This is a genomic window from Colwellia sp. 1_MG-2023 (assembly GCF_030546755.1).
In the GTDB taxonomy this organism is placed as follows: Bacteria; Pseudomonadota; Gammaproteobacteria; order Enterobacterales; family Alteromonadaceae; genus Thalassotalea_H.
The window spans coordinates 120568-142210 of sequence record NZ_JAUOPE010000011.1 but is presented as its reverse complement, the minus strand read 5'-3'; the positions used below and the strand labels follow the sequence as shown (position 1 = coordinate 142210).

The 21643-nt window shown below is 36.9% G+C and carries 17 protein-coding genes; 12 read left to right on the top strand and 5 right to left on the bottom strand.

Annotated features, from left to right (window positions below; genetic code table 11):
* Positions 1 to 189: 189 nt before the first annotated feature.
* The gene (locus Q4493_RS13445; RefSeq protein WP_303453555.1) at positions 190 to 1377 is read left to right on the top strand and encodes an amino acid aminotransferase; all 1188 of its coding nucleotides are present in this window, start codon (positions 190 to 192) and stop codon (positions 1375 to 1377) included.
* A gap of 74 nt (positions 1378 to 1451) precedes the next feature.
* Here Q4493_RS13445 and Q4493_RS13440 read toward each other — a convergent pair whose 3' ends face one another.
* Both Q4493_RS13440 and rraA read right to left on the bottom strand, forming a co-directional pair.
* Positions 1452 to 2792, bottom strand: a complete 1341-nt coding sequence (locus tag Q4493_RS13440; protein ID WP_303453553.1) for a hypothetical protein — start codon at positions 2790 to 2792, stop codon at positions 1452 to 1454.
* A gap of 147 nt (positions 2793 to 2939) precedes the next feature.
* Positions 2940 to 3419, bottom strand: a complete 480-nt coding sequence (gene rraA, locus Q4493_RS13435; RefSeq protein ID WP_303453551.1) for a ribonuclease E activity regulator RraA — start codon at positions 3417 to 3419, stop codon at positions 2940 to 2942.
* Between the two features lie 129 nt (positions 3420 to 3548).
* Between rraA and glmS the strand changes: the two genes are divergently transcribed.
* The 6 genes from glmS (at position 3549) to Q4493_RS13405 (ending at position 13067) form a co-directional block, all read left to right on the top strand.
* Positions 3549 to 3974, top strand: a complete 426-nt coding sequence (glmS, locus tag Q4493_RS13430) for a methylaspartate mutase subunit S (protein ID WP_303453549.1) — start codon at positions 3549 to 3551, stop codon at positions 3972 to 3974.
* Positions 3974 to 5338, top strand: coding sequence for a hypothetical protein (locus Q4493_RS13425; RefSeq protein WP_303453547.1), 1365 nt, complete (start codon positions 3974 to 3976; stop codon positions 5336 to 5338). The genes glmS and Q4493_RS13425 overlap by 1 nt, the downstream gene beginning before the upstream one ends.
* The gene (locus Q4493_RS13420; protein ID WP_303453545.1) at positions 5335 to 6555 is read left to right on the top strand and encodes a glutamate mutase L; all 1221 of its coding nucleotides are present in this window, start codon (positions 5335 to 5337) and stop codon (positions 6553 to 6555) included. The genes Q4493_RS13425 and Q4493_RS13420 overlap by 4 nt, the downstream gene beginning before the upstream one ends.
* The gene (locus Q4493_RS13415; protein ID WP_303453544.1) at positions 6546 to 8117 is read left to right on the top strand and encodes an AMP-binding protein; all 1572 of its coding nucleotides are present in this window, start codon (positions 6546 to 6548) and stop codon (positions 8115 to 8117) included. The genes Q4493_RS13420 and Q4493_RS13415 overlap by 10 nt, the downstream gene beginning before the upstream one ends.
* A gap of 273 nt (positions 8118 to 8390) precedes the next feature.
* Entirely contained in the window at positions 8391 to 11414 is a 3024-nt protein-coding gene (locus Q4493_RS13410) for a TonB-dependent receptor (RefSeq protein ID WP_303453542.1), read from the top strand.
* Positions 11415 to 11552: 138 nt separating this feature from the next.
* Positions 11553 to 13067, top strand: coding sequence for a tryptophan halogenase family protein (locus Q4493_RS13405; RefSeq protein ID WP_303453539.1), 1515 nt, complete (start codon positions 11553 to 11555; stop codon positions 13065 to 13067).
* A gap of 52 nt (positions 13068 to 13119) precedes the next feature.
* Here the strand turns inward: Q4493_RS13405 and Q4493_RS13400 are convergent, their stop codons facing one another.
* Positions 13120 to 13275 carry a hypothetical protein gene (locus Q4493_RS13400; protein ID WP_303453536.1) on the bottom strand — a complete coding sequence of 52 codons (156 nt, stop codon included), beginning with the start codon at positions 13273 to 13275 and terminating at the stop codon, positions 13120 to 13122.
* A gap of 286 nt (positions 13276 to 13561) precedes the next feature.
* Between Q4493_RS13400 and Q4493_RS13395 the strand changes: the two genes are divergently transcribed.
* Genes Q4493_RS13395 through Q4493_RS13385 form a run of 3 tightly spaced genes read left to right on the top strand, consistent with a single transcriptional unit; the run spans position 13562 to position 17820 of the window.
* Positions 13562 to 16132, top strand: coding sequence for a glycoside hydrolase family 3 C-terminal domain-containing protein (locus tag Q4493_RS13395; RefSeq protein WP_368506786.1), 2571 nt, complete (start codon positions 13562 to 13564; stop codon positions 16130 to 16132).
* A gap of 13 nt (positions 16133 to 16145) precedes the next feature.
* Positions 16146 to 16856 (top strand): DNA alkylation repair protein, encoded by a 711-nt coding sequence (locus Q4493_RS13390; RefSeq protein ID WP_303453533.1) that lies wholly within the window; start codon positions 16146 to 16148, stop codon positions 16854 to 16856.
* 22 nt (positions 16857 to 16878) lie between these two features.
* Positions 16879 to 17820, top strand: coding sequence for a prolyl oligopeptidase family serine peptidase (locus tag Q4493_RS13385; RefSeq protein ID WP_303453531.1), 942 nt, complete (start codon positions 16879 to 16881; stop codon positions 17818 to 17820).
* A 62-nt stretch (positions 17821 to 17882) separates the two neighbouring features.
* On the opposite strand, the gene Q4493_RS13380 is transcribed toward Q4493_RS13385, so the two are convergent.
* Positions 17883 to 18908 carry a glycoside hydrolase family 5 protein gene (locus Q4493_RS13380; RefSeq protein WP_303453528.1) on the bottom strand — a complete coding sequence of 342 codons (1026 nt, stop codon included), beginning with the start codon at positions 18906 to 18908 and terminating at the stop codon, positions 17883 to 17885.
* A 234-nt stretch (positions 18909 to 19142) separates the two neighbouring features.
* Between Q4493_RS13380 and Q4493_RS13375 the strand changes: the two genes are divergently transcribed.
* A complete protein-coding gene (locus tag Q4493_RS13375) occupies positions 19143 to 19949 on the top strand; it encodes a hypothetical protein (RefSeq protein WP_303453525.1) in 807 nt (268 codons plus the stop codon).
* 95 nt (positions 19950 to 20044) lie between these two features.
* Positions 20045 to 20404, top strand: coding sequence for a DUF1428 domain-containing protein (locus Q4493_RS13370; protein ID WP_303453523.1), 360 nt, complete (start codon positions 20045 to 20047; stop codon positions 20402 to 20404).
* Here the strand turns inward: Q4493_RS13370 and Q4493_RS13365 are convergent.
* The gene (locus Q4493_RS13365) at positions 20382 to 21554 is read right to left on the bottom strand and encodes a helix-turn-helix domain-containing protein (protein ID WP_303453521.1); all 1173 of its coding nucleotides are present in this window, start codon (positions 21552 to 21554) and stop codon (positions 20382 to 20384) included. The genes Q4493_RS13370 and Q4493_RS13365 overlap by 23 nt on opposite strands.
* Positions 21555 to 21643: the final 89 nt, after the last annotated feature.

Here is a 21643-nt window from a genome sequence, read left to right as displayed (position 1 = left end):
AGAAGGTAATGTTTAAAGCGCAGCTATTTTTTAGGCTTATTGACAGAAAAACATAACTACCCACTTTTTTGTAATTATTTATTCTTTTTTTGTGTATATTCTTGCAGTTTTTACTACGAATTTGTTTCTAACTTGAGTTATAATCCGCGCTAACTATATTCATCAACGCAGTAAAAGGTATCAATCGTTATGTTTTCCCAGCTAAAGCAATTACCCGCCGATCCAATTTTAGGTTTATCGATTAAATTTAAAGCCGATCAAAACCCTAAGAAAATTGATTTAGGTGCTGGCATTTATAAAGATGCCGTAGGTAATACGCCTGTTTTAGACTGTGTAAAAGTTGCCGAGCAATTTCGTGTTGATAATGAAGCTAGTAAAGCCTATTTAGGCTCAACAGGCTCACCAGTATTTAACACTAAAATGACTGAGCTTATTTTAGATGATCACAAGGTTATTGCTGAAAATCGTATTCGTACGGTTTCTACTCCTGGCGGCACTGGCGCGTTACGTGTTGCTGGTGAATTTATTAAAAAATGTACGCCTGGCGCAACCATTTGGGTCAGTAACCCAACATGGGCTAACCACAAAGGTGTATTTGAAGCGGCAGGTTTAATTGTTAAAACCTATCCGTATTATGATTATGAAAATAACTGTTTAGATTTCGACGGCATGATCAATGCGTTGAAAGAAATTCCAAAAGAAGACGCTGTATTGCTACACGCGTGTTGTCATAATCCTAGTGGTATGGATTTAAATCAACAACAATGGCAAGCCGTGGCTGAAGTTGCAAAAGATGTTGGTTTTATGCCGGTTGTAGATATGGCATATCAAGGTTTTGGTACTGATTTAGACAGCGATGCTTACGGTTTACGCTTAATGGCTGAAACGGTTGAGCAAATGATTATTTGTAGTTCTTGTTCGAAAAACTTCGGTTTATACCGTGAAAGAATTGGCGCTTGTTCAATTATTGGTAGAAGCGCTGAAGCGGCTGATATTATCAATTCAGTGTTACTGTCAGTGGTACGTGTTGCTTATTCAATGCCACCAGCACATGGCGCGGCAATTGTTGAAACCATTTTAAGTTCACAAGAATTAACCACGCAATGGCATGGTGAATTAAAAGAAATGCGTGATCGCATTAATAACATGCGTCAATTGTTAGTAGATAAATTAAAAGAAAATGGTGTTGAGCGCGATTTCAGTTTTATCACTCGCCAAAACGGCATGTTCTCATTCTTAGGTATCGACCAAGCGCAAGTGCAACGTTTACAAGATGAGTTCAGCATTTATATCGTTGGTTCTAGCCGAATTAGTTTGGCTGGTATTTCATCAGATAATGTGGATTACTTAACGCAATCGATTGCGAAAGTGCTTTAAGCTTAAATCAAATTATAAAAAGCCATTGATTGAGTTTTCAACAATGGCTTTTTTGTATTATAAGCGGGAAGAAATTAATAGCTTTGTATACTGAAGGAAGAAATATTTTCAGTCTCACTTCCAATTGAATAATATCGTTTGTTCAATTTTACTTTTTTGATGTAATCTTCATAATTATTAATAGAATCAATACCAAAACCGCTAATTGTTTCTAAAAATACGCTATAAATATCTAACGACTCCACATCAAAAATTTGACTGATATCCAATTTTTTATCCGAAATTGAAGTTCCGATTTCAGGCCCGTAATATTCCCAGTCTACAAGGTACCCATTGGTATATTGAAACATTATATATTGTGAAAATACCTTTATCTTGTCAAAGGAAGTTAAATCATAACGACCATCTTCATGTGTTAATGTTTCTATAATAAGCTGATCTGAGTATTCAGGTATAACAAACGAAATTTCTGTGTTTATATCATTGATAAGTTTGGTATTATTTTGGGTGACTTTCATTAAGTAAAGAGAGTTTTCAATAGGATAAGACTCATAGTGTGACGCGCTAAATTGATAGAAATCCATGGGAAAACTTTCAAAAACAAGCGAAGAGCTTTGGTTTACATACATGGTTTCATCCAAAATACCTTTAAGAGAGATCTTAACATCTTCCTCATTTTCCATATTACTAACGCTGTAATTTAAATTTGATGCTTTTTCAGAAACAAAGATTTGTTCCCCTTCGTATAAGTCTTCAATTTGGTAATCGTCTATCACTATGCCATGCAATTCTTCTTGTTGCCAAAACCATAAAGTAGAATAGATTGCGGGCCAACTGCCATTTTCTAATTGGCAAAGATTCGCGTTAAACTTAGTTCCTATTTCTGTCTTCTTAACTCGATAATGAATATTGCTATTAAGTGTGTTAAATGTTGTTTTGTTTGCAGGAAGTTGGATGTCATTGGAAATCAATTCAGGTTCAATCGTTTCGCAATGACAGCCTTCTGTTGAAAATGTTGACTGATAAATTGGTGCAACTTGCGTAACAGGACTTTGCATTAATGTGATAGCTTTGATTACATAATCATCATAGTTATCTTTTTGACCAAAGATAATTGAAACGTCGATTGTCTCATCAGTGGTTTCGTAAGTTAAAAAACCATTGTCATCAGCTGTTATTACATCAATAACATCAAAATCATCATCATGAATTAATAACTTTGCCCCTTCACTTGGAATAGCCATATCACATGCATTGCGATAAATAACTTGTGTTGAAAAGGTGTTCGTTGCAGGGGGAGTTACCGTAACTTCTTCAGTTTTAGGTGTTGTTGTTGAGCTTCCTCCACCGCAAGAAATTAAAGCGAAAGAGAGAAGTGATGTATATATTATTGTTAAATAACAGCGAAATAACATAGATAAATCCTTTTGAAATTATTTGGCAGCCTGCCTTGTATGTGCTGATACTAACATGTTAATAAAAAGTTAAAAATATTAACTTTCATATTAGGTTTGTAAAAAGATCACATCCGTGTAATCAATCAATAAATTAAATTAGTATGATTAAACTATTTTTTCGCTTGTGACAATCACACCATCGGTGTCGGCATAAAGATAATCACCTTGATTAAACTCAACACCACCAAAGGCCAGTTTAACTGCGCGTTCGCCTGAAGTTACCGGAATTGATTTTCGTGGGCAGGTTCCTAACGCAAATAGCGCGACAGGAATATCGGTTATTTGAAAAGTGTCTCGAACATAACCATTAATCACAATGCCGGCATAATTATTTTGATGCGCAAACTTCATTAAGTTTTCACCCACAACCGCAAAATATTCTTGCTCAACATCAACGACAACCACTTTACCTGTGCCATCTTCATCACGTAGTAAAGTGATAAGATCTGAATTATTTTTGTTTAATTTTATGGTGATAATTTCACCATGGCAGTTATCTACTCCACCATAATTTTGATAACCAGCCGCTAAAACCTGTACTTTGTCACTATATTCATCACAAAGATCTGCCGTGAAAATTGTCATATATCTTTCCTGTTCTTACTTATAAGCCAGTATTCTATCATTAAAGCAGTGTTTTATTAGAATATTTGATACTATATATTCACTATTATTGAATAAATATACTTGTATATACATTAGGCAATTTACCATATGAAAGTTGTTACAGGCGTTGTGGGAAATGATATCCATGTTGTCGCCAACCGATTAATTGATCTTTCCTTGCAAGCAAGGGGTTTTGAAGTGTTTAACCTCGGGGTAAATACCTATTTAGAGGAATTTTTTGACGCGGTAATAGAAACTGGCGCAGAGGTTTTACTGATTTCATCTTTGAATGGTGAAGCTGAAGGTTGGGGTCGCGAAGTTCAACTACTTAAAGCTAAATATAAAAAACTTGATGATGTCATTATGATGATTGGCGGTAATTTAGTCGTTGGTACAGGTAATGCTGATGACATTATTCCACGATATAAAGGTTATGGTTTCGACATTGTTTGTCACCAAGTAGATTTAAATACCGGTTTAGACTCATTAGAAGTAATGATCAAAGAAAGACAATTAGCAGTGGGTAAAAACTAATGAGTTTGTTGCAAGAAGAAAGAGAAATTATTCTTAATAATGAATACGTTGATAGCTTTGATTTTGCTGAAGTGGCTGAATTTGTTACTAATGCGAGTAAAGACTTGTTTATCTCCCATCATTTTAAAAATCAGAAGAAAATGTTGGTACAACCGCGCGGCGGCTTTCCTACTTACAAAAAGCAATTTGCTTTGTATGAGTTTTTTGTCGATGCCAATGTTGATGTGTTACCGCTTACCATAGATTCCAATACTCGCCTTAACGATTATGCAACGTCAAAGAAAATGCTGCGTTTGAGTGAAGAAAATGATGTCGATATGCTTAATGGCTATCCGTTAGTGAATCACGGTTATCGTACAACCCGAAAAATGATCACTCACTTTAATAAGCCAGTAAGTTTACGTCATGGTACGCCAGATGCACGCTTATTAATTGAAACCGCAATTGCGTCTGGTATTTTTGAAATTGAAGGTGGGCCAATTACTTACCTTTTACCTTATTCAAAAAACTTTCCATTAGACAAAGCATTTTTATATTGGAAATATGTTGAGCGCGTCTGTGCGAATTACTCAAAATTAAATGAACCAATTAATCGCGAATCTTTCGGGCCGTTAACCGCCACGTTAGTACCGCCTTCAATCACAATTGTTATTCAATTATTAGAAATGTTGTTGTCGTTAGAAGAAGGCGTTAAGTCGTTTTCTGTTTCGTTTGCTCAGCAAGGTTCGATGAATCAGGATATTGTCACAGGGGCAGTGCTTAAAAAACTTGCGAAACATTATGCCGCTGAAATTAATTGTGCCGATGCTGCTATCAACTTGGTTTATCACCAATGGATGGGTGCATTTCCAATGAACAAAAATTATGCTGAACAATTAATTAGTATATCTACTGTCATTGCTTCAATGGTTGGCGCTGACAAAATCATCACAAAAACCCGCGAAGAAGCTTCTGGTATTCCAACCAAAGAAGCGAACGCTAAAACCGTAGCCAATACCCAATATTCCTTAGGTATTTTAAATGGTTTACCCAATGTGGTAGATGAAGAAGAAGAAGAAATCCTAACATTGGAAGTGAAAGCTATTATGGAAGCGGTATTTAATGATCCTGCTGACACCTTATGGCGAAAAGTGTTTAACTCCATTAAAAATGGGGTCATTGATGTACCATTTTCACCACATATTATTAATCATAATAATATGATCACCGTGCGTGATGCCAACAAGAATATTCGTATTATTAAACGTGGTAACGTGCCAATTCCGGATCGTTGTTACGCCTATGAAAAATCGCAATGTAACTTAACTAAAGATACTACAGATATTGTTAACGACATTATTCATGACATAGGAATTATGCAATGAGCCAGATAAAAAATGCCGAAAACGGCCAAGAAAAGTTATTAATTGATGTCGGCAGTACTTATTTTAAATTAAGTACCAATAACAGTATTGAGCAACATTTTCGTGATTTTAATAAATCTATCATTGATGATTTAACCCATAAATGTGGTCAATCAATTGAGCGATTTGATAAAAAAGATATTCATATTTGTTCCTCTGCCAATGGTGGTTTAAGTACACTTATTATCGGTGTAACCCATTCTTTTTCATTAAAATATGCAACCAATATCGCCTTTAATTCTGGCATCAACATTATTGACACAGTACTGTTTCAAAACATTGAAACGTATTCGGTACCAAGCGATTTAATTGATGTGGTGATTATTACGGGCGGCATTAATTCAAACGCAGATAATTTTTCTGATGATTTGTTTCGTTATTTAGAAAAGCTGAATTACTCAAATATTGTTTATGTTGGTAGTGAGAGTGATGCTCCGATCATAAAAGACAATATTAACGATGTAGTGGTATTGCCTAATATTATTGATGACCGACTGCATATTGTTGAAGATGACTTAAAAGAATATTTAACTAACCTTTATCAACAAGATATTGAAGGTAAAGAAGACATTAAAGACTTATACGATATTACCGATAATCAAATATTTTCTACCCCTTATGTGGTCAATAAAGCCTTACCCTTTATCGGCTCAAAATATTCAGTGGTTAACCCGTTTGTTTTATTAGATATTGGCGGCGCGACGACCGATATTCATTACTCAAAAGATTTAGTTGATGAAAATATTGTTACCGAAAATGAATATGATCGTTTAGTATTCAAGAAGTTAGGGGTTTATAAGTCGAAGCAGTCGTTAATTTTTGTCGCAAAAAATAACGAATTTGTTTATGAGCTATTAATGCACTTAAAAGTCACAGAAAATATCTTTGAAGAACAAAGCGAGAAAGCCACTAAAATATTGATGCAATTAGCCATTTTTTTGGTTCTATGCAAAATATCACATTACAAAAAAGCTTATGTTAATCTAAAATTATTATCTGTGAACTCTTTTGTTTTAACTGGGGGGATCACGAAAGTGCTCACCGTAGAAGAAATTGAAGATATTATCTCCTTCTTTTATAAGAAAATTATGAATTCAGATCACAATCCTGCGACTGTACTAGATAGTAATTATGATATCTGGACATTAGGTGCCAAAGGAAAAGCAGCATGTCAATAAACTGTATTAGAACGCTTCTTGAAAATGCGGTAAATACCCATAGCGATAAAACCGCGATCGTATATAACGAAAAATCAATGACTTATGAGGAGCTTTTTGCCAAAGTGAATCAAGTCGCTTTTTATTTGAAAGAACTCGATTTACCTAAAGATTCACGTATTGGTATCTATTCAAGCAAAAGTATTGAACAAGTAATTGCCATTTTAGCGATTTTATCAACCGACTATATTTTAGTGCCGCTCACTAAGTTATTAAAGCCTGAACAAGTTGAATATATTATTAACGATTGCGGCATACAATGCATTATTACTGATAAGCAACAACTTGAAAGTATTGAAGAAATAAACTTCTCTGGCAAAGTGATCTCGTATCAAACCACCAATAACGATATGGCGTCGTTTGAAGAAATTTTCAAATATTATAACAAGCCTTATCACTGCAATATTAATAGTTATAGTAGTGCCGTTATCACGTATTCGTTTGGTATGTCAGGTCGCCCTAAAGGCATTGTTATTTCTCATCGTAACTTAATTGATTCGGCACGAGTGGTTTCACAATACTTAGCGCTAGAACAAGACGATGTGATCTCAGGTACTTTGATATTTAATTTAGATTACGGCCTGAACCAAATATTTTGTACGCTTTATAAAAAAGCGACGTTAGCGTTACATTTATTTATTTTGCCGGATGACTTTTTTAATCATGTCATTAACGACAAAGTGACTGTGCTACCGTTAATGCCGGTGAATATTTCTCAAATGTTTGAAGATGCAACGCAAAGAACACCAAGTGCAGAACTATTTTCTCATGTTAAAACCATTACCTCTTCAGGCGGCAATGTCACTGAGAAAATGATCAACGACTGCAAAAACACTTTTTCTGAGGCTAAGTTTTATTCGATGCATGGCTTAACAGAAGCCTTTCGTTCAACGTATTTAGACCCTTCACAAGTGCAAATTCGCCCTGACTCTATCGGTAAACCTATAGCCGACGTTGAGCTTTATGTGATTAATGAAGAAGGTAAAGAATGTGCCGTGCGAGAAGTCGGTGAAATGATTCATCGAGGTGGTTACATTTACAAAGGCTTTTGGAATGCACCCGAACAAAATGCTTTACGGTTTAAGTCGGTCGATATTTTAAAAGACGTAATAAAACTGGAAGGGCAATTAACCGATGAAATTGTCGTGGCAACAGGTGATTATGTTTATAAAGACGAAGAAGGCTATTTTTACTTTGTTTCAAGACATGACGATATGATAAAAACTCGTGGTTTTAGGGTGTCACCTTATGAAGTTGAATCAGTTGTCGCAAAAAACATCCCTCAAATTGAGCAATGTGCAGTGTTTGGACTCGATAATGAACTCATCGAAGAAGAGATTATTATGGTGTATTCTGCCGCCAGCGAGATATCTGAAGAAGAAATTATCTTCGAACTTAAAAAACACTTAGCTTCTTATATGATCCCAAGCCGAGTGATTTACAAAAAATCACTGCCATTAATACAAACGGATAAAAATATCATTGATAAAGACGAGCTGAAGGCAGAACTAGCACGCGTATAAATCAACTTTTCGATATTTATCATCTAATAAATAACGCTATTAATTTTATTGATAGCGTTTTTTATTTCCTACTATATTTCAATCAGTTAAAAACTGAACATCATCAATTACAAGCGTATATTTATACGTATTGTTTAAAGTTGAACGTTCAAACTCCTTAAATTCATTTTCTTTGAACGACTCTTGCCGTTCATCACTTTAACGTAGACCCTGAAAACAAAAAAATATAAGCAAGCGCTATAACGCTGCATTAACATTTGGGGAGTTCGCACCATGAGAAATCATTCTCAACGACAAAATTCAAATCGCCACAATAAAGGAAGTGTCTTCAAATATTCTTTGATCGCCTCTGCAATTGTTGGCCTTTCATCAACAGCCGTTCACGCTGAAGAACAGATAAAACAAGAAGATATCGAAGTTATTGAAGTTAAAGGCCAACGTGGCAATTTAATTTCAGCGCAAAATATGAAAATGGAAGCAGATACCGTATTAGATGCTATTTCCGCTGAAGATATGGGATCGTTACCCGACAGAAGTGTGCTTGAAGCGATTTCAAGAATGCCAGGGGTAGCCATTGAACGCTTCGCAGCTGCTGATGATCCAGACCATTTTGGTGTTGAAGGCGGCGGTGTTGTTGTTCGTGGTTTAACCCATGTACGTAGTGAATTTAATGGCAGAGATACTTTTTCAGCTGACTCAGGCCGAGGCTTAAGCTTTGAAGATGTTTCCCCTGAGCTCATGGGGTCGGTTGAAATATTTAAAAACCAAACTGCCGATATGATTGAAGGAGGAATTGCCGGTACCGTTAATCTCAATACCCGTAAAGCATTTGATGCCGATGGACGAGTTTTTGCTTTTAGTGCCGATGCCACCTACACCGATTTACGTGAACAAACCTCACCAACTTTTTCTGCGTTATTTAGCGATATTTGGCAACTCGACTCAGGACGTTTAGGTTTTTTAGTTAACTATTCTAATTCTGAAATGAAAGTTGAGTCTAATGGTGTTCAAGTTGGACTATATGAAATGCAAAGCTGGGATAATTCAAAATATATTCCACGCTCCACTCGTTTAAGTAAAAAGTTAGATGATCGTACTCGTGAAGGTTTTGCGACATCTTTACAGTGGGAAAATACCGATAAAACCATTTTATTAACAGGTGAATATATTCGCTCTGAAGCCGGCCTTTCTTGGGGTGAAAGCGTCATGGAAATGGATGACGCTGATTCACATTCAAATATGCTGCCCGTTGCAGGTACTGAATTTGAATTTGATGAAAATGGTTATTTTGAAAGCGGCGTTATTACTTCAGAAGCAGGATGGCGTGGTGATGGCAACCCTCAACGTTACGGCATGCAACATACTATGCAGTCGCGTTCTCGCATTGAAGAATCAATCGTAAATGACTACAGCTTTAACGCGAAATTTACGCCAAATGATTCTTGGGCATTTAACTTTGATGTGCAATATGTTGACTCAACGATGGAAATTGAAGATGTTTCTGTTATGGGTGCTACCCGGGCTGTAGTCGGCATGGATCTTACCGGTAGTGGTGTTGCAGATATAACCTTATATCATCCAGGTTATGATGGCGAAGGTAGTGATACTTCAGCTAACCCATTTACGGATCCAACCAAGCACTTTTTCAGAAGCGCGATGGACCATGTTTCAGATAATGAAGGTGAAGAGTTTGCCACGCAATTAGATGCAGAATATACCTTTGATGAAGGCATTATTAAGTCTGTGCAATTTGGTGTGCGTTATTCTGATCGAGAGCAAACCACTCGACAATCAGATTATAACTGGGGTGTATTGTCGGAAGCGTGGGCCGGAGGCAATATTTGGTATTCAGATACCGATGTACCTCATGAAACGGTCAGCTTTGATAATTTTGCCCGGGGTGGCGTATTGTCAATGGAGGGCGGCAATGCTTTTATCTTCCCATCAATGGATTTAGCACGTGATTATCGTAACTTAAATGCATCATTAGCGAATGCCAAAGCGGTTGATTGGGGTTGGAACCCGTTAGCGGATCGAGGCGATACCACGGGAGATTTTATTCCCAATGAAATTAACGATACGAAAGAAACCAGTACCGCAGCATACGTCAGATTCGATTTCGAAGGTGATATCGACGGTTTAGACTACAGTGCTAATGTTGGTTTACGTTATGTGAAGTTAGAAAACGATACTGCGGGTTTTATTATTTACCCGGACAACGTGCCAGAAGATCCAGTTGATAATGGCGATGGCACCGTTACTATTGATGGTGATTTCTACCGCGTTGCAGACCAAAAAGCCTTCGGTAATGCTGGCTCTGAAAGCCTAGTTGCGTCAAGTGAATATACCAACATACTCCCAAGCGTGAATTTCAAATTAAACTTAAGTGATGAGCTATTATTCCGCTTTGGTTTTTCTGAAGCCATTGCTTTGCCTTCGTTAGGAAATTTACGTAATTATGTTGATATCAGCGGAGAGGATAACGTGATTACTTTTGGTAATGATATTAATCCTGTAACAGGTCAACCTGAAATTATTTCTATGGCTTATGATCGTTATACGGCAAATTCGGGCAATCCTTATTTAAAACCAATGGAGTCATATAATTACGATTTATCATTAGAGTGGTACTTTGCTGAGGCAGGGTCTTTAACTTTTTCACTCTTTTATAAAGATTTAAGTAATTACTTCATCAATGGCGTTACTGAACGAGATTATACGAACAATGGTGCAACTCAAACCGTTCAAGTATCTGGCGCAACAAACGGTGATAAAGGTACGATTAAAGGCTACGAAATTGCTTATCAGCAGTTCTTTGATACTTTACCTGGCGCATTATCTGGTTTAGGTGTTCAGTTAAACTACACGCACATTAATGAAGATGGCTCACCAAATGCGGGGTTAAGTGATTCTAATCCTGATAGTAGTGAGTCAGCTGATTTTGCTTTTGATGATTTGCCGCTTGAAGGTTTATCGGAGAAAAATGCCAATGCCGCCTTATTATATGAAAAAGATGGTTTATCAGGGCGCATTGCTTATAACTGGCGTTCAGAGTATTTACTGACTACGCGTGACGTAATTACTACATTACCTATTTACAACCAAGCGAATGGGCAACTTGATGCATCGTTATTTTGGGATGTTACTGAAAACTGGAAAATCGGTATTCAAGGCACTAACTTAAATAACAATATTACCGAAACGATGATGCAAATAAACCAAGCGGGCGATAAAAAAACACGCTCTTGGTTTACTAACGACCGACGCTACAGTTTCGTAGTTCGTGGCACATTTTAAGGTGAGATTATACGATTAATGTAACTTCCCTCATACATAATCGTATTAGTGAAAGTCGGTATTCATTATTGAGTATCGGCTTTTTACTTTATGTTATTGAGTGTTAGCACCTTTACATCAAATAATTTTGGAATGCTTATGTCGGCAAAAAATAACAACTTAAAAAAAATAGTGATCGTCGGTGGTGGTACTGCCGGTTGGATGACCGCGGCAACACTGGCCAAAGTATTAGGAAAAGATTACTGCCAGATACAATTAATCGAGTCTGACGCCATTGGTACTGTATCTGTAGGCGAAGCAACTATTCCACAAATTTCATTATTTAATCGAATTTTAGGCATAGATGAAAATGACTTTATTAAGAAAACCAAAGGGACATTTAAGTTAGGTATCGAATTTATTGATTGGACCAAAAATGGTGGTGGGTATATGCACCCTTTTGGCGATCATGGCAAAGGTATGGACGCAATACAATTTCATCACTATTGGCTAAAAATGCATCAACAAGGAACAGTACCAGATCTCGAAGCATATTCTCTTGCTGCAGTAGCAGCCAGACAAGGTCGTTTTATGCGACCGCAAAATATGGGGAATTCTCCTCTTTCAGAAATTAACTATGCCTTTCATTTTGACGCAACTTTGTACGCCGACTATTTACGTGATTATTCAACCGAGCGTGGCGTGAAACGCCAAGAAGGAAAAGTCGTAGATGTGTTATTACGCAATAGCGACGGCTTTATCGATTCAATCAAACTAGAAAGTGGTGAGAGAATTGAAGGGGATTTATTCATTGACTGCACCGGTTTCAAAGGCTTGTTAATTGAAGGCGCCCTAAAAACGGGGTTTATCGATTGGAGTGATGAACTACCTTGTGATAGCGCCGTTGCTATGCCTTGTATGGCAAAAGAACCAGAAAATTTAAAACCTTTTACACAGTCCACCGCCCAAAAAGTTGGTTGGACATGGCGCATTCCTTTACAACATCGCATCGGCAATGGTTATGTGTATTCAAGTAAATATCTAAGTGATGATGAAGCGGTTAAAATATTGACCGAACAAATGGAAAATGAACCCTTATCCAAACCAAACTTTTTACGATGGAAAACCGGTATGCGTAAACAAGGCTGGAATAAAAACTGTATCGCAATAGGTTTATCTGCTGGTTTTGTTGAACCTTTAGAATCTACTGGCCTTCATTTGATCCAAAGTGCGATTGCTAAATTTATGGGCTTGTTTCCGCACAACGGTTTTGATCAAATTGATATCGATACCTATAACCAGCAGTCAAAAATTGAGCTCGAATACATTAAAGATTTTATTGTCTTGCACTATAAAGTGACTGATCGAGACGATTCAGAGTTTTGGCGATTTTGCCGAGATATGAAAGTTTCCGACCGCTTACAGGCGAAAATAGATTTATATCAATCCAATGGCAGAATTTACCGAGAGAATGTTGAGTTGTTTAATGAAACATCATGGCTTGCGGTTATGCATGGCCAAGGCTTGCAACCACAAGGCTATCATCCACTGGTTGATGTTATGGACGAACATGAAATTCAACGCCGATTAGATCATATCAAATCAGTGATAGATAAGTCGGCTGAGACAATGCCGTTACAAAAAGACTTTATTGCAAAAAACTGTCAAGCGTAGATTGAATAACGCAAATGCCTTGGCTTTATACAGAGAGCAGTCGCTATAAGTATTAAGTAATATCGAATACTTCACGTTGTTCTGCTTTTTCAATACGAATATCAAAATCGCGAGGTAAATCTGAATTATCATAGTCAAATTCAGTTAATTCATTTTGATTTAACGCATTGCGATTAAATTCGGTTGATTGTTGGTTTACATCAGTCATATACGTTCACCTATTTATTTACTGTATGTCGTATTATTACAACAAATAATGTATTTAAACAAGTAAACGCAGTTATAACAACCGAAAATGTAGTTAAATTACTATTTATGTAGTGATATTAACTTTTAAACGTTTAATTTTCGGATCTTTGATGAAGTTGAACGAAAACTTATTCGTAAGCAGATAAATTAGTAAGCTAGGTTTTGCTATATTTATTATTCTTACATATAATAAATGTAAGCGCTTTCATTGGCGTGTTAATTATTAAAACAAATCAGGTATAACAATGACAAAATATCTAAAACAGTGTTGCTATGTAATTTCTCTTGTGGGACTTTTTGCCTGCTCAAAAGCAAGTAACAATACACATGAAACGGCATCTGCAAAAAAACCTCAAGTGACTCGTCAAGCGACAGTAGAAACCAATGTTGAAGCAATGCTCGCTCAGTTAACCTTGGAAGAAAAAGTGTCATTAGTACATGCCAGTGGCAAGTTTCATATCAATGCTATTGACCGTGTAGGTATTCCAGAAATGTGGCTTTCAGATGGGCCGCACGGTGTTCGCCATCAAATCAATCGACACGACTGGGCATCTGCCGGTTGGACTGATGATCACTCAACCTACTTACCTCATTTAACATCAGTTGCCGCTAGTTGGGATAAAGAGATGGCGATTTTACATGGCAAAGTATTAGGCGCTGAAGCGCGAGACCGTAAAAAAGATTTTATTTTAGGCCCTGGGGTTAACTTAGCTCGCTTACCTTTATATGGCCGTAATTTTGAATACATGGGTGAAGACCCTATCCTCGCCGCAAAACTTGTCGTGCCTCAAATTAAAGCCATTCAAGAAAATGATGTCGCTGCTACAATCAAACATTATGCGTTAAATACGCAAGAATTAAATCGCACAGGTGTTAACGCAAAACCCGATGAACGTACTTTGCGCGAAGTGTATTTACCTGCCTTTGAAGCTGCGGTGAAAGAAGCGAATGTGCTAGGAATGATGGGTGCCTACAATGAATATTACGGTACTAATGCTAATCAAAGTAAGCATTTAGTAATGGATATCCTCAAAGGTGAATGGGGTTTTAAAGGGGTGTTATTAACCGATTGGAATGTGGATATTAATACCCGCGATGCCGCGATGCATGGTCTAGATCTAGAAATGGGCACTGATGTTCCTACCTATGATGAATATTTTCTTGCCCAACCCTTATTGAAAGAAATTAAAGCGGGTAACATACCTGAATCAGTATTAGACGATAAAGTACGTCGCATTTTACGCGTGCAATATAGCATTGGTATGTACGACGACAAGCGCTTGCCTGGCCAACGCAACACGAAAGCGCATCAACAAGCCGCACGAAAAATTGCCGCTGAAGGTGTAGTTTTACTTAAAAATGAAATCGTTGGCGCGAAAAGCGTTTTACCACTTGATCAAAAAGCCATAAAGAATATTTTGGTGTTGGGACCAAATGCAGACAAAAAACATGGCACAGGTGGTGGCTCATCTGAAGTGAAATCACTTTATGAAATTACTCCACTCGCAGGCTTAAAAGAACAGCTAGGCGAAGACGTTAACATTACTGTGATGCGTGCCCGCAGCAGTGTATTAGCTCCTATTGCCAGTGATTATGTTGCTTCACGCCATTGGACAGGTACACCGGCTTGGAATATTTCATATTATCAAGATGCAGCACGTCAAGAACTTATGTCTGAGTCTTGGATTGTTGATTCTACATTTACTTCAAAAGCGCAAAATAATGTTGAGCACATCACGATGAAAGCGACAATTAAGCCGCTAAAATCAGGTGTTCATCAATTAAAATTATCTGCTGTCGGTGATTTCACCTTAGGCATAGACGACAAATCCGTGTTGAACGTTTCGAATAAAGATAGCCGCGTATTAAGCCACAATATTGAGTTAAATGCTGATCAAGAGTATGTCTTTGAAATTAATTATGATGGTAACGCTGCATTTACTTTAGGCTGGGATGCCCCAGGCAATTTATTTAGCGAAGAAGCAGAATACTTAGCAGCAGCAAAAGCGGCAGATGCAGTGATTTATTTCGGAGGCTTAAGCCATGGTGATGATCGGGAATCAATAGACAGGCCCGACATGAAACTCCCCAATAGCCAAGATGAAATTATTGGCAAATTATTGCAAGCAAATGAAAAAACAGTAGTATTTTTAGTAGCTGGGTCAGCGGTAGAAATGCCATGGGCTGAACAAGCCAATGCTATTGTTTGGGGTTGGTATGGCGGTATGGAAGCAGGTCACGCTTTTGCTGATATTCTTTTTGGTGAAGTAAACCCAAGTGGCAAAATGCCGATTACCTTACCTGAAAAATTAGCGCATACCGCCCCTATTGCATTGAATGACTATAACGCGGAAGAATCACTTTATACCGAAGGTGTTTTTATCGGTTATCGCTGGTTTGAACAACAAAATATCAAGCCAACTTTTGCCTTTGGACATGGCCTTTCTTATACAAGCTTTGCTTTAAGCGATATTCAAGTTGCCAATAAAACTATCACTAATGACGAAAACATTAAGGTAACGGCAAACGTCACTAATACAGGAAAAGTGGCCGGCGCTGAAGTGGTTCAATTATATTTACATGATATGGCAGCAAGTGTTGAACGTCCCACTAAAGAGTTGAAAGGATTTGATAAAGTGTTCTTACAACCGGGTGAAACAAAACAGATATCAATCACGCTAACTAAAAGAGATTTATCTTTTTGGGATACCAATAACAATGATTGGTTAGCAGAGCCGGGAGAATTTGAAGTGCAACTGGGGACTTCATCAGATAATATTCTGTTAAAGGAAACATTTACTTATCAGAAACATTAATAAAGGCTAGGAAATGCTTGTTGAGCAAATAACGACACAGCTGTTAAACGCAGGAAATCCGGAAATTGCTCAACACTCTCAGCGTTTTTTCAAAACAGCCAAAGGAGAATACGGAGAAGGTGATAAATTCATTGGCATCCGTATTCCTATTCTTCGTCAAACACTAAAAGCATACAAACACGCGACTATTGAGGATGCGTTAGCTTTGCTCAAAAGTGAATACCATGAAATACGACTTTTTGCAGTGTTGTTGTTTGTTGAGCTTTTTGAACAATCAAAGAAAGATCAAGCGCAGCAAGCTGAAATTGTAAAAGCTTACTTAGCAAATACTCAATACATTAATAATTGGGATATTGTCGATAGTTCGGCACATAAAATTCTCGGTAAATACTACCTTAATCGCAACAAATCAACATTGCATCAATTAGCCCTTTCTAACAACTTATGGGAAAGACGCATAGCAATGATGTCGACTTATACCTTTATAAAAAACCATCAATTCGAGGATGCCTTGTTATTGGCAATAACTTTACTCAACGATAAACATGATTTAATTCATAAAATTGTTGGTTGGATGCTAAGAGAAATAGGTAATAAAGATAAACAAGTAGCAGAGAGTTTTTTGCAAAAACATTACCAAAATATGCCAAGAACTATGCTACGTTATGCAATTGAAAAATTTACCAAAACAGAAAGAACAGCCTATTTAAAAGGGCAAATATAACGGATTAATGTGGGGGTTAAGTTTGTATAGTAAAAATCGCACCAAGGCGAATATATTTATTACCTTATTTTGTTCGCTGAATTTATTGTCAGCGTGCGCCCTCAATACAGTTAACACCTCACCAGAGCAGCTCATTAGAAAAAGTTATATTAGTCAGCTCAATAACAAAGAAAGAGACTATTTTCTCTATTTACCGAAAGGTTATTACTCAGAGCCAGATAAAAAATGGCCCGTGATGATGTTTTTGCATGGTAATGGCGAACGCGGTAATGGCAAAAGTGAATTAGATTTTGTTTTAATGCATGGCCCTGTTTATCAAGCATGGATCCAAAAGCAAGATTTACCTTTTATTATTATTTCTCCTCAGTTGCACATGTTCGATTTTGATCAACGTGGCATTGGTTATATTGATAATAGAAAGTTCGCAGATATACCACAAAGACAAGCACAGGGAACACCGCTTAATAGTGAATCTCGTCCTAAACAAGCCATTCAAAGAGCGCAATCATTACAAGATATGAGTGATAAATCACCTTTGTTACCACTTGGTTGGGATAAAGTAGAATTAGATTTAATCAATATTTTAGATGAAGTAAGCACTAACTTCAATGTAGAACACAATAAAACTTACATAACGGGTTTAAGCTATGGTGGTTTTGGCACTTGGTTTATGGCGAGCCAATATCCAAATAAATTTGCCGCCATTGCCCCTGTTGTTGGTTGGGGACATCCGGACTTAATGCAACCAATTGCCGATCAACAACTACCCGTTTGGCAATTTGCCGGTGGTCGAGATAATGCCGTCCACATTCAGTATTTTTATGCCGGTATTGAAAAATTGCGAGAGCTAGGGCATAACAACGTGCGTTTCACTGTGCATGAAGAAATGGGACATGATGCCTGGAAACGCGTTTATGCGAGTAGTGATTTTTATCAATGGTTGTTAAGCCACTCATTAAAGTAACTGAGTCGTTTATACGATAAACAAGCCCAGTTACTTGAATGACTATGTTGCACACTTAGCGGCTAATGAACTGGCTTATACCAATTTTTGATAATGTTTTTTAAGTAAATACCATTAGCCGTTAATTCATCGTCCTGCCAAGACCCAAGCTTAGTGGTGGTAGGTTTTAGCATCGCCGAGCCTTCGTCTTTATTTGTAATGGACCAGCTACAATGAGATAGCGAATTTTCTTTCATAAAGCTTAGCCACTGTTGGGTGCTTTCTTTAGCGATATCACCATCACCGTTAGCATTCACGGTTCCCCATTCAGAAACAAAAAGCGCTAAACCAGCATCAAGCGCCTTTTTTGCTTTTACGCGTAAATCATCTTTATGAGTACCGGCATAAAAATGTAAAGAGTAAACAATATTGTCGAATCCGAGTATCGGATCTTGCGCCGCTTTATCAACATCTTGTGACCAGGTTTGTGTGCCCACAATAATTAAATTGTTGTTATCAATTGCTCTAATGGCCTTAATCACTTGTTCCGCATAAGGCTTGATCACCGTTGACCAGTCGGTGTTATTCAACGGTTCGTTATAAATTTCATAAATAATATTGGGATATTGGTGATATTTACTCGCTATTTTTTCAAAAAAATCGATAGCTTGTTCAATATTATCTTCAGCGTGATGAGAGTGCCAATCAACAATCACGTATATGTTTTCGGCAATGGCAGCCTCAATCACACTTTCGACTTTTTGTCGAAGACGAACAGGATGAGTTAAGTAACTGCCTTCGCCTTGCGCAGACATTGCCGCTCGAATAATAGTAGCATTCCAATCATGGGCTACTGTTTGAACGGTTTTTGGATGATAAAACGGTTCTCCTTCTTTATCTTTTGTCGACCAAAATAAACTTGGTCCGGCTAAAGAAACTACTTCGTTTTTTTGATCAACAATTTTTCCTTGCTGCACGGATAATTGGCCATGGGTTTTTACCGGGGCCTGACTAGCATTAACGCTAAACATAGCAGACGCACTGGCAAGTATGAGCCAAGATAATGTCCGAATAAATACGTGAGATGCCGACTTAACTGTGATAACCATAACTTCACTTCATCTTATTATTTGTGTAGTAATGATAACGAGTGAACGACAAAAAATCGTCTGAAAAAGCTCGATTAATTGAGGTTGAACCAATCTAGTTTATTGCTCTTTTATGCAATAAAAACATAGTATTATAAACTTTATTCGTTCAGGTCTACTCTAAATTGTAAAGTTGAACGATTTAAAAATCCAAGCGAGGTATGTTTATCATCATACAAACGATTAAGGTAAATTATGATTAGAACTATCACAGCTTTTGCGCTGATCGGCATGTGTTTTTTCCACGTTAATGCCAGTCAAGTTGTCAAAGTTCATCCACAACAGGTTCAACATTGGAATCACCCAGCTACCTCACCTGTGCAATATAAAGCATTGAAACATCATGCTAACGCCTACGCGCCAACAATAACTAAAACAGCAGAATCGGAACAAATTCGAATCACTTTAATAAAGAAGGTGGCCAATTGGCATCAACAACATAGTAACGGTTTAAAAGTCGTTTTTTCTCAACCAGATTTAACCTTTGGCCAAATTAAAACGCTTTCACTACAACTTTCCCTCAATAAACAAGCTTCATCTATTCCAACCTTAGCGCAACTCAACGATATTTATAGTAAGTATATTGACTCTGGTTTAATTGATATTCACTGGCTAAAAGAACTGCTTTCTAGCAATGGCGTGATTAATATTAAGTTTTTTGGTGAACATCACGAAGATCAAAACATTGCTACTACCTTTGCTAATTATCAACTCATTCTCACTGAAAATATGCTCAGCTCAACCAAGATAAATCGAACGAAAGCTATTGATATTTCGTTATCAGACTTTGATATTTATCGACAAATAAATTGGCAGGAACAACAGGTTTCAATTGATGAAATAGCATCAGTTACAGTTATCGGAATGTTGATTACCGCAGAAACAAACAATGAAAAAACACTCAGAAGTTATTTGCAAGATCACTATGTTGAGGAAATACCTGAATACTTTATAGAACTAGCAATAAGTTTAGCTGACCTAAGGCTACAGTTAGCCGACTAAAACTTGTGTAATAGACTCTTAGCATCAATACTGAAAGCTACTTTAGCTAATATAACGCGCTAATAATTATAATAAACACAACAGAGGTGATTGAAATGGCTTATATGGATGGTTTTGTGGCGGCTGTGCCCACTAAAAATAAAGATGAATATTTAGCCCATGCAAAAGTAACCGCCGAGGTATTTAAAGACCATGGCGCGCTTAAAATAACAGAAGGCTGGGGAGACGATGTCCCAGATGGTGAAGTCACGTCTTTTCCAATGGCGGTTAAGTGCCAAGCAGATGAAACTGTGGTGTTTTCATCCGTTGTCTGGCCTTCAAAAGAAATTCGTGATGCTGGTTGGCAGGCAATGATGGAAGACCCTAGAATGAATCCAGAAGAAAATCCAATGCCATTTGATGGCAAGCGATTAATCTATGGCGGTTTTGATATTATTTTTGATGAGTCTCTTTAGAGCCTAGTTGCTCTTTTCGGTATTGTGTGGGAGTGAGTCCGACACTTTTTTTGAAAAAAGTATTAAACGTTGCCTTAGAATTAAAACCGGCTTGATCCATAATATCGAGCATAGTGACTTTTCTATTTTCTTCTTGTTGCAACAAATGTTTACTTTCTTCAATACGATATCGATTAATAAATTCAAAAAAGTTTTGTTTAAAATGCCGGTTAATAATTTGAGATAAATTTCTGGCCGGCATTTGTAATTGCATTGATAAATTTTCTAAATTTAACAAGTGATTTAAATAAGGCTTTTGCGCCTGCATAAACGATTCTATTTTTTCCACTTGAGCTAAATCGATAGGATCTTTTTCAATTATTTTTTCTTTATTTTCAATGCCTTTAAATACGCTTGAGAAACCTAAGCTATAAAACATTAAAAAGCTGATCAAAAACATCACCATAAAATTAGACGTTTGACCGATTAAGGCATAGTCAATATTGATGTGTAAATCAATTGAGGTCATAAAACCTAAAGTAATGATTATTGCTTGCACTCTAATGACCAAAAAGCCAATAACTAAAATTTTAAGCCAAGTTAAATCTATTGCTTCAATATCAGCAAACTCATTTTTAATGTGTGTTTGATAACGATGAAGCTCAATTAAACAAAGCACGCCACAAAATGTTCTAAAGCATTCTCTAAACAAATTGATGTAGCGCGTGTAAGCCGGTTCATTAGCTAATTGATAACCTTCTAAAATCAATAACTTTGTTTGAGAGTCAAGTAAATGCCAATCGTGAATATCATGAACGGCAAAAATAAGAAAAGGTAAGAAATATAAAATGTCTGTCGGTTTTAACGAGAAGTTTTTATAGATTAAAGAGCGGACAAAAAATAGTAACAGTACTGCTTCAATCCAATACGCCATGCCGAAGATATAAAAAACATTTGGCGAAAAATCCATGGCAAATTGTCTAAAGGCCTCTCCAAAATTAATTAATGTATCTAAAGGGATGGCAGCATAAGACAGTAAAAACAATGCCAGTAAAATATTACTTTGTCTTTTACCTTTTTTGAGCGTGATTAAAAAAAGTGCAAAAAGAATGCACTGATAAATGGTGATAAGTAAGGCAAGATCAAAAGTATTAAAAAGAAGACGATCCATAACGCGCTCAAAGCATATAGTGATTCTTTGTAGATAGTAGCTTGAATCAAACTTGATGTCAGCAGTTTACCATAAAACTTTGTAAGCGG

Excerpts from the sequence above, each read along its gene's own strand:
- Q4493_RS13420 (WP_303453545.1), top strand. The coding sequence starts at position 5,335 with ATGAGCCAGATAAAAAATGCCGAAAACGGCCAAGAAAAGTTATTAATT.
- Q4493_RS13380 (WP_303453528.1), bottom strand. The coding sequence starts at position 18,908 with ATGGTTATCACAGTTAAGTCGGCATCTCACGTATTTATTCGGACATTA.
- Q4493_RS13370 (WP_303453523.1), top strand. The coding sequence starts at position 20,045 with ATGGCTTATATGGATGGTTTTGTGGCGGCTGTGCCCACTAAAAATAAA.
- glmS (WP_303453549.1), top strand. The coding sequence starts at position 3,549 with ATGAAAGTTGTTACAGGCGTTGTGGGAAATGATATCCATGTTGTCGCC.
- Q4493_RS13405 (WP_303453539.1), top strand. The coding sequence starts at position 11,553 with ATGTCGGCAAAAAATAACAACTTAAAAAAAATAGTGATCGTCGGTGGT.
- Q4493_RS13390 (WP_303453533.1), top strand. The coding sequence starts at position 16,146 with ATGCTTGTTGAGCAAATAACGACACAGCTGTTAAACGCAGGAAATCCG.
- Q4493_RS13410 (WP_303453542.1), top strand. The coding sequence starts at position 8,391 with ATGAGAAATCATTCTCAACGACAAAATTCAAATCGCCACAATAAAGGA.
- Q4493_RS13400 (WP_303453536.1), bottom strand. The coding sequence starts at position 13,275 with ATGACTGATGTAAACCAACAATCAACCGAATTTAATCGCAATGCGTTA.
- Q4493_RS13425 (WP_303453547.1), top strand. The coding sequence starts at position 3,974 with ATGAGTTTGTTGCAAGAAGAAAGAGAAATTATTCTTAATAATGAATAC.
- rraA (WP_303453551.1), bottom strand. The coding sequence starts at position 3,419 with ATGACAATTTTCACGGCAGATCTTTGTGATGAATATAGTGACAAAGTA.
- Q4493_RS13415 (WP_303453544.1), top strand. The coding sequence starts at position 6,546 with ATGTCAATAAACTGTATTAGAACGCTTCTTGAAAATGCGGTAAATACC.
- Q4493_RS13375 (WP_303453525.1), top strand. The coding sequence starts at position 19,143 with ATGATTAGAACTATCACAGCTTTTGCGCTGATCGGCATGTGTTTTTTC.
- Q4493_RS13365 (WP_303453521.1), bottom strand. The coding sequence starts at position 21,554 with ATGGATCGTCTTCTTTTTAATACTTTTGATCTTGCCTTACTTATCACC.
- Q4493_RS13395 (WP_368506786.1), top strand. The coding sequence starts at position 13,562 with ATGACAAAATATCTAAAACAGTGTTGCTATGTAATTTCTCTTGTGGGA.
- Q4493_RS13445 (WP_303453555.1), top strand. The coding sequence starts at position 190 with ATGTTTTCCCAGCTAAAGCAATTACCCGCCGATCCAATTTTAGGTTTA.
- Q4493_RS13440 (WP_303453553.1), bottom strand. The coding sequence starts at position 2,792 with ATGTTATTTCGCTGTTATTTAACAATAATATATACATCACTTCTCTCT.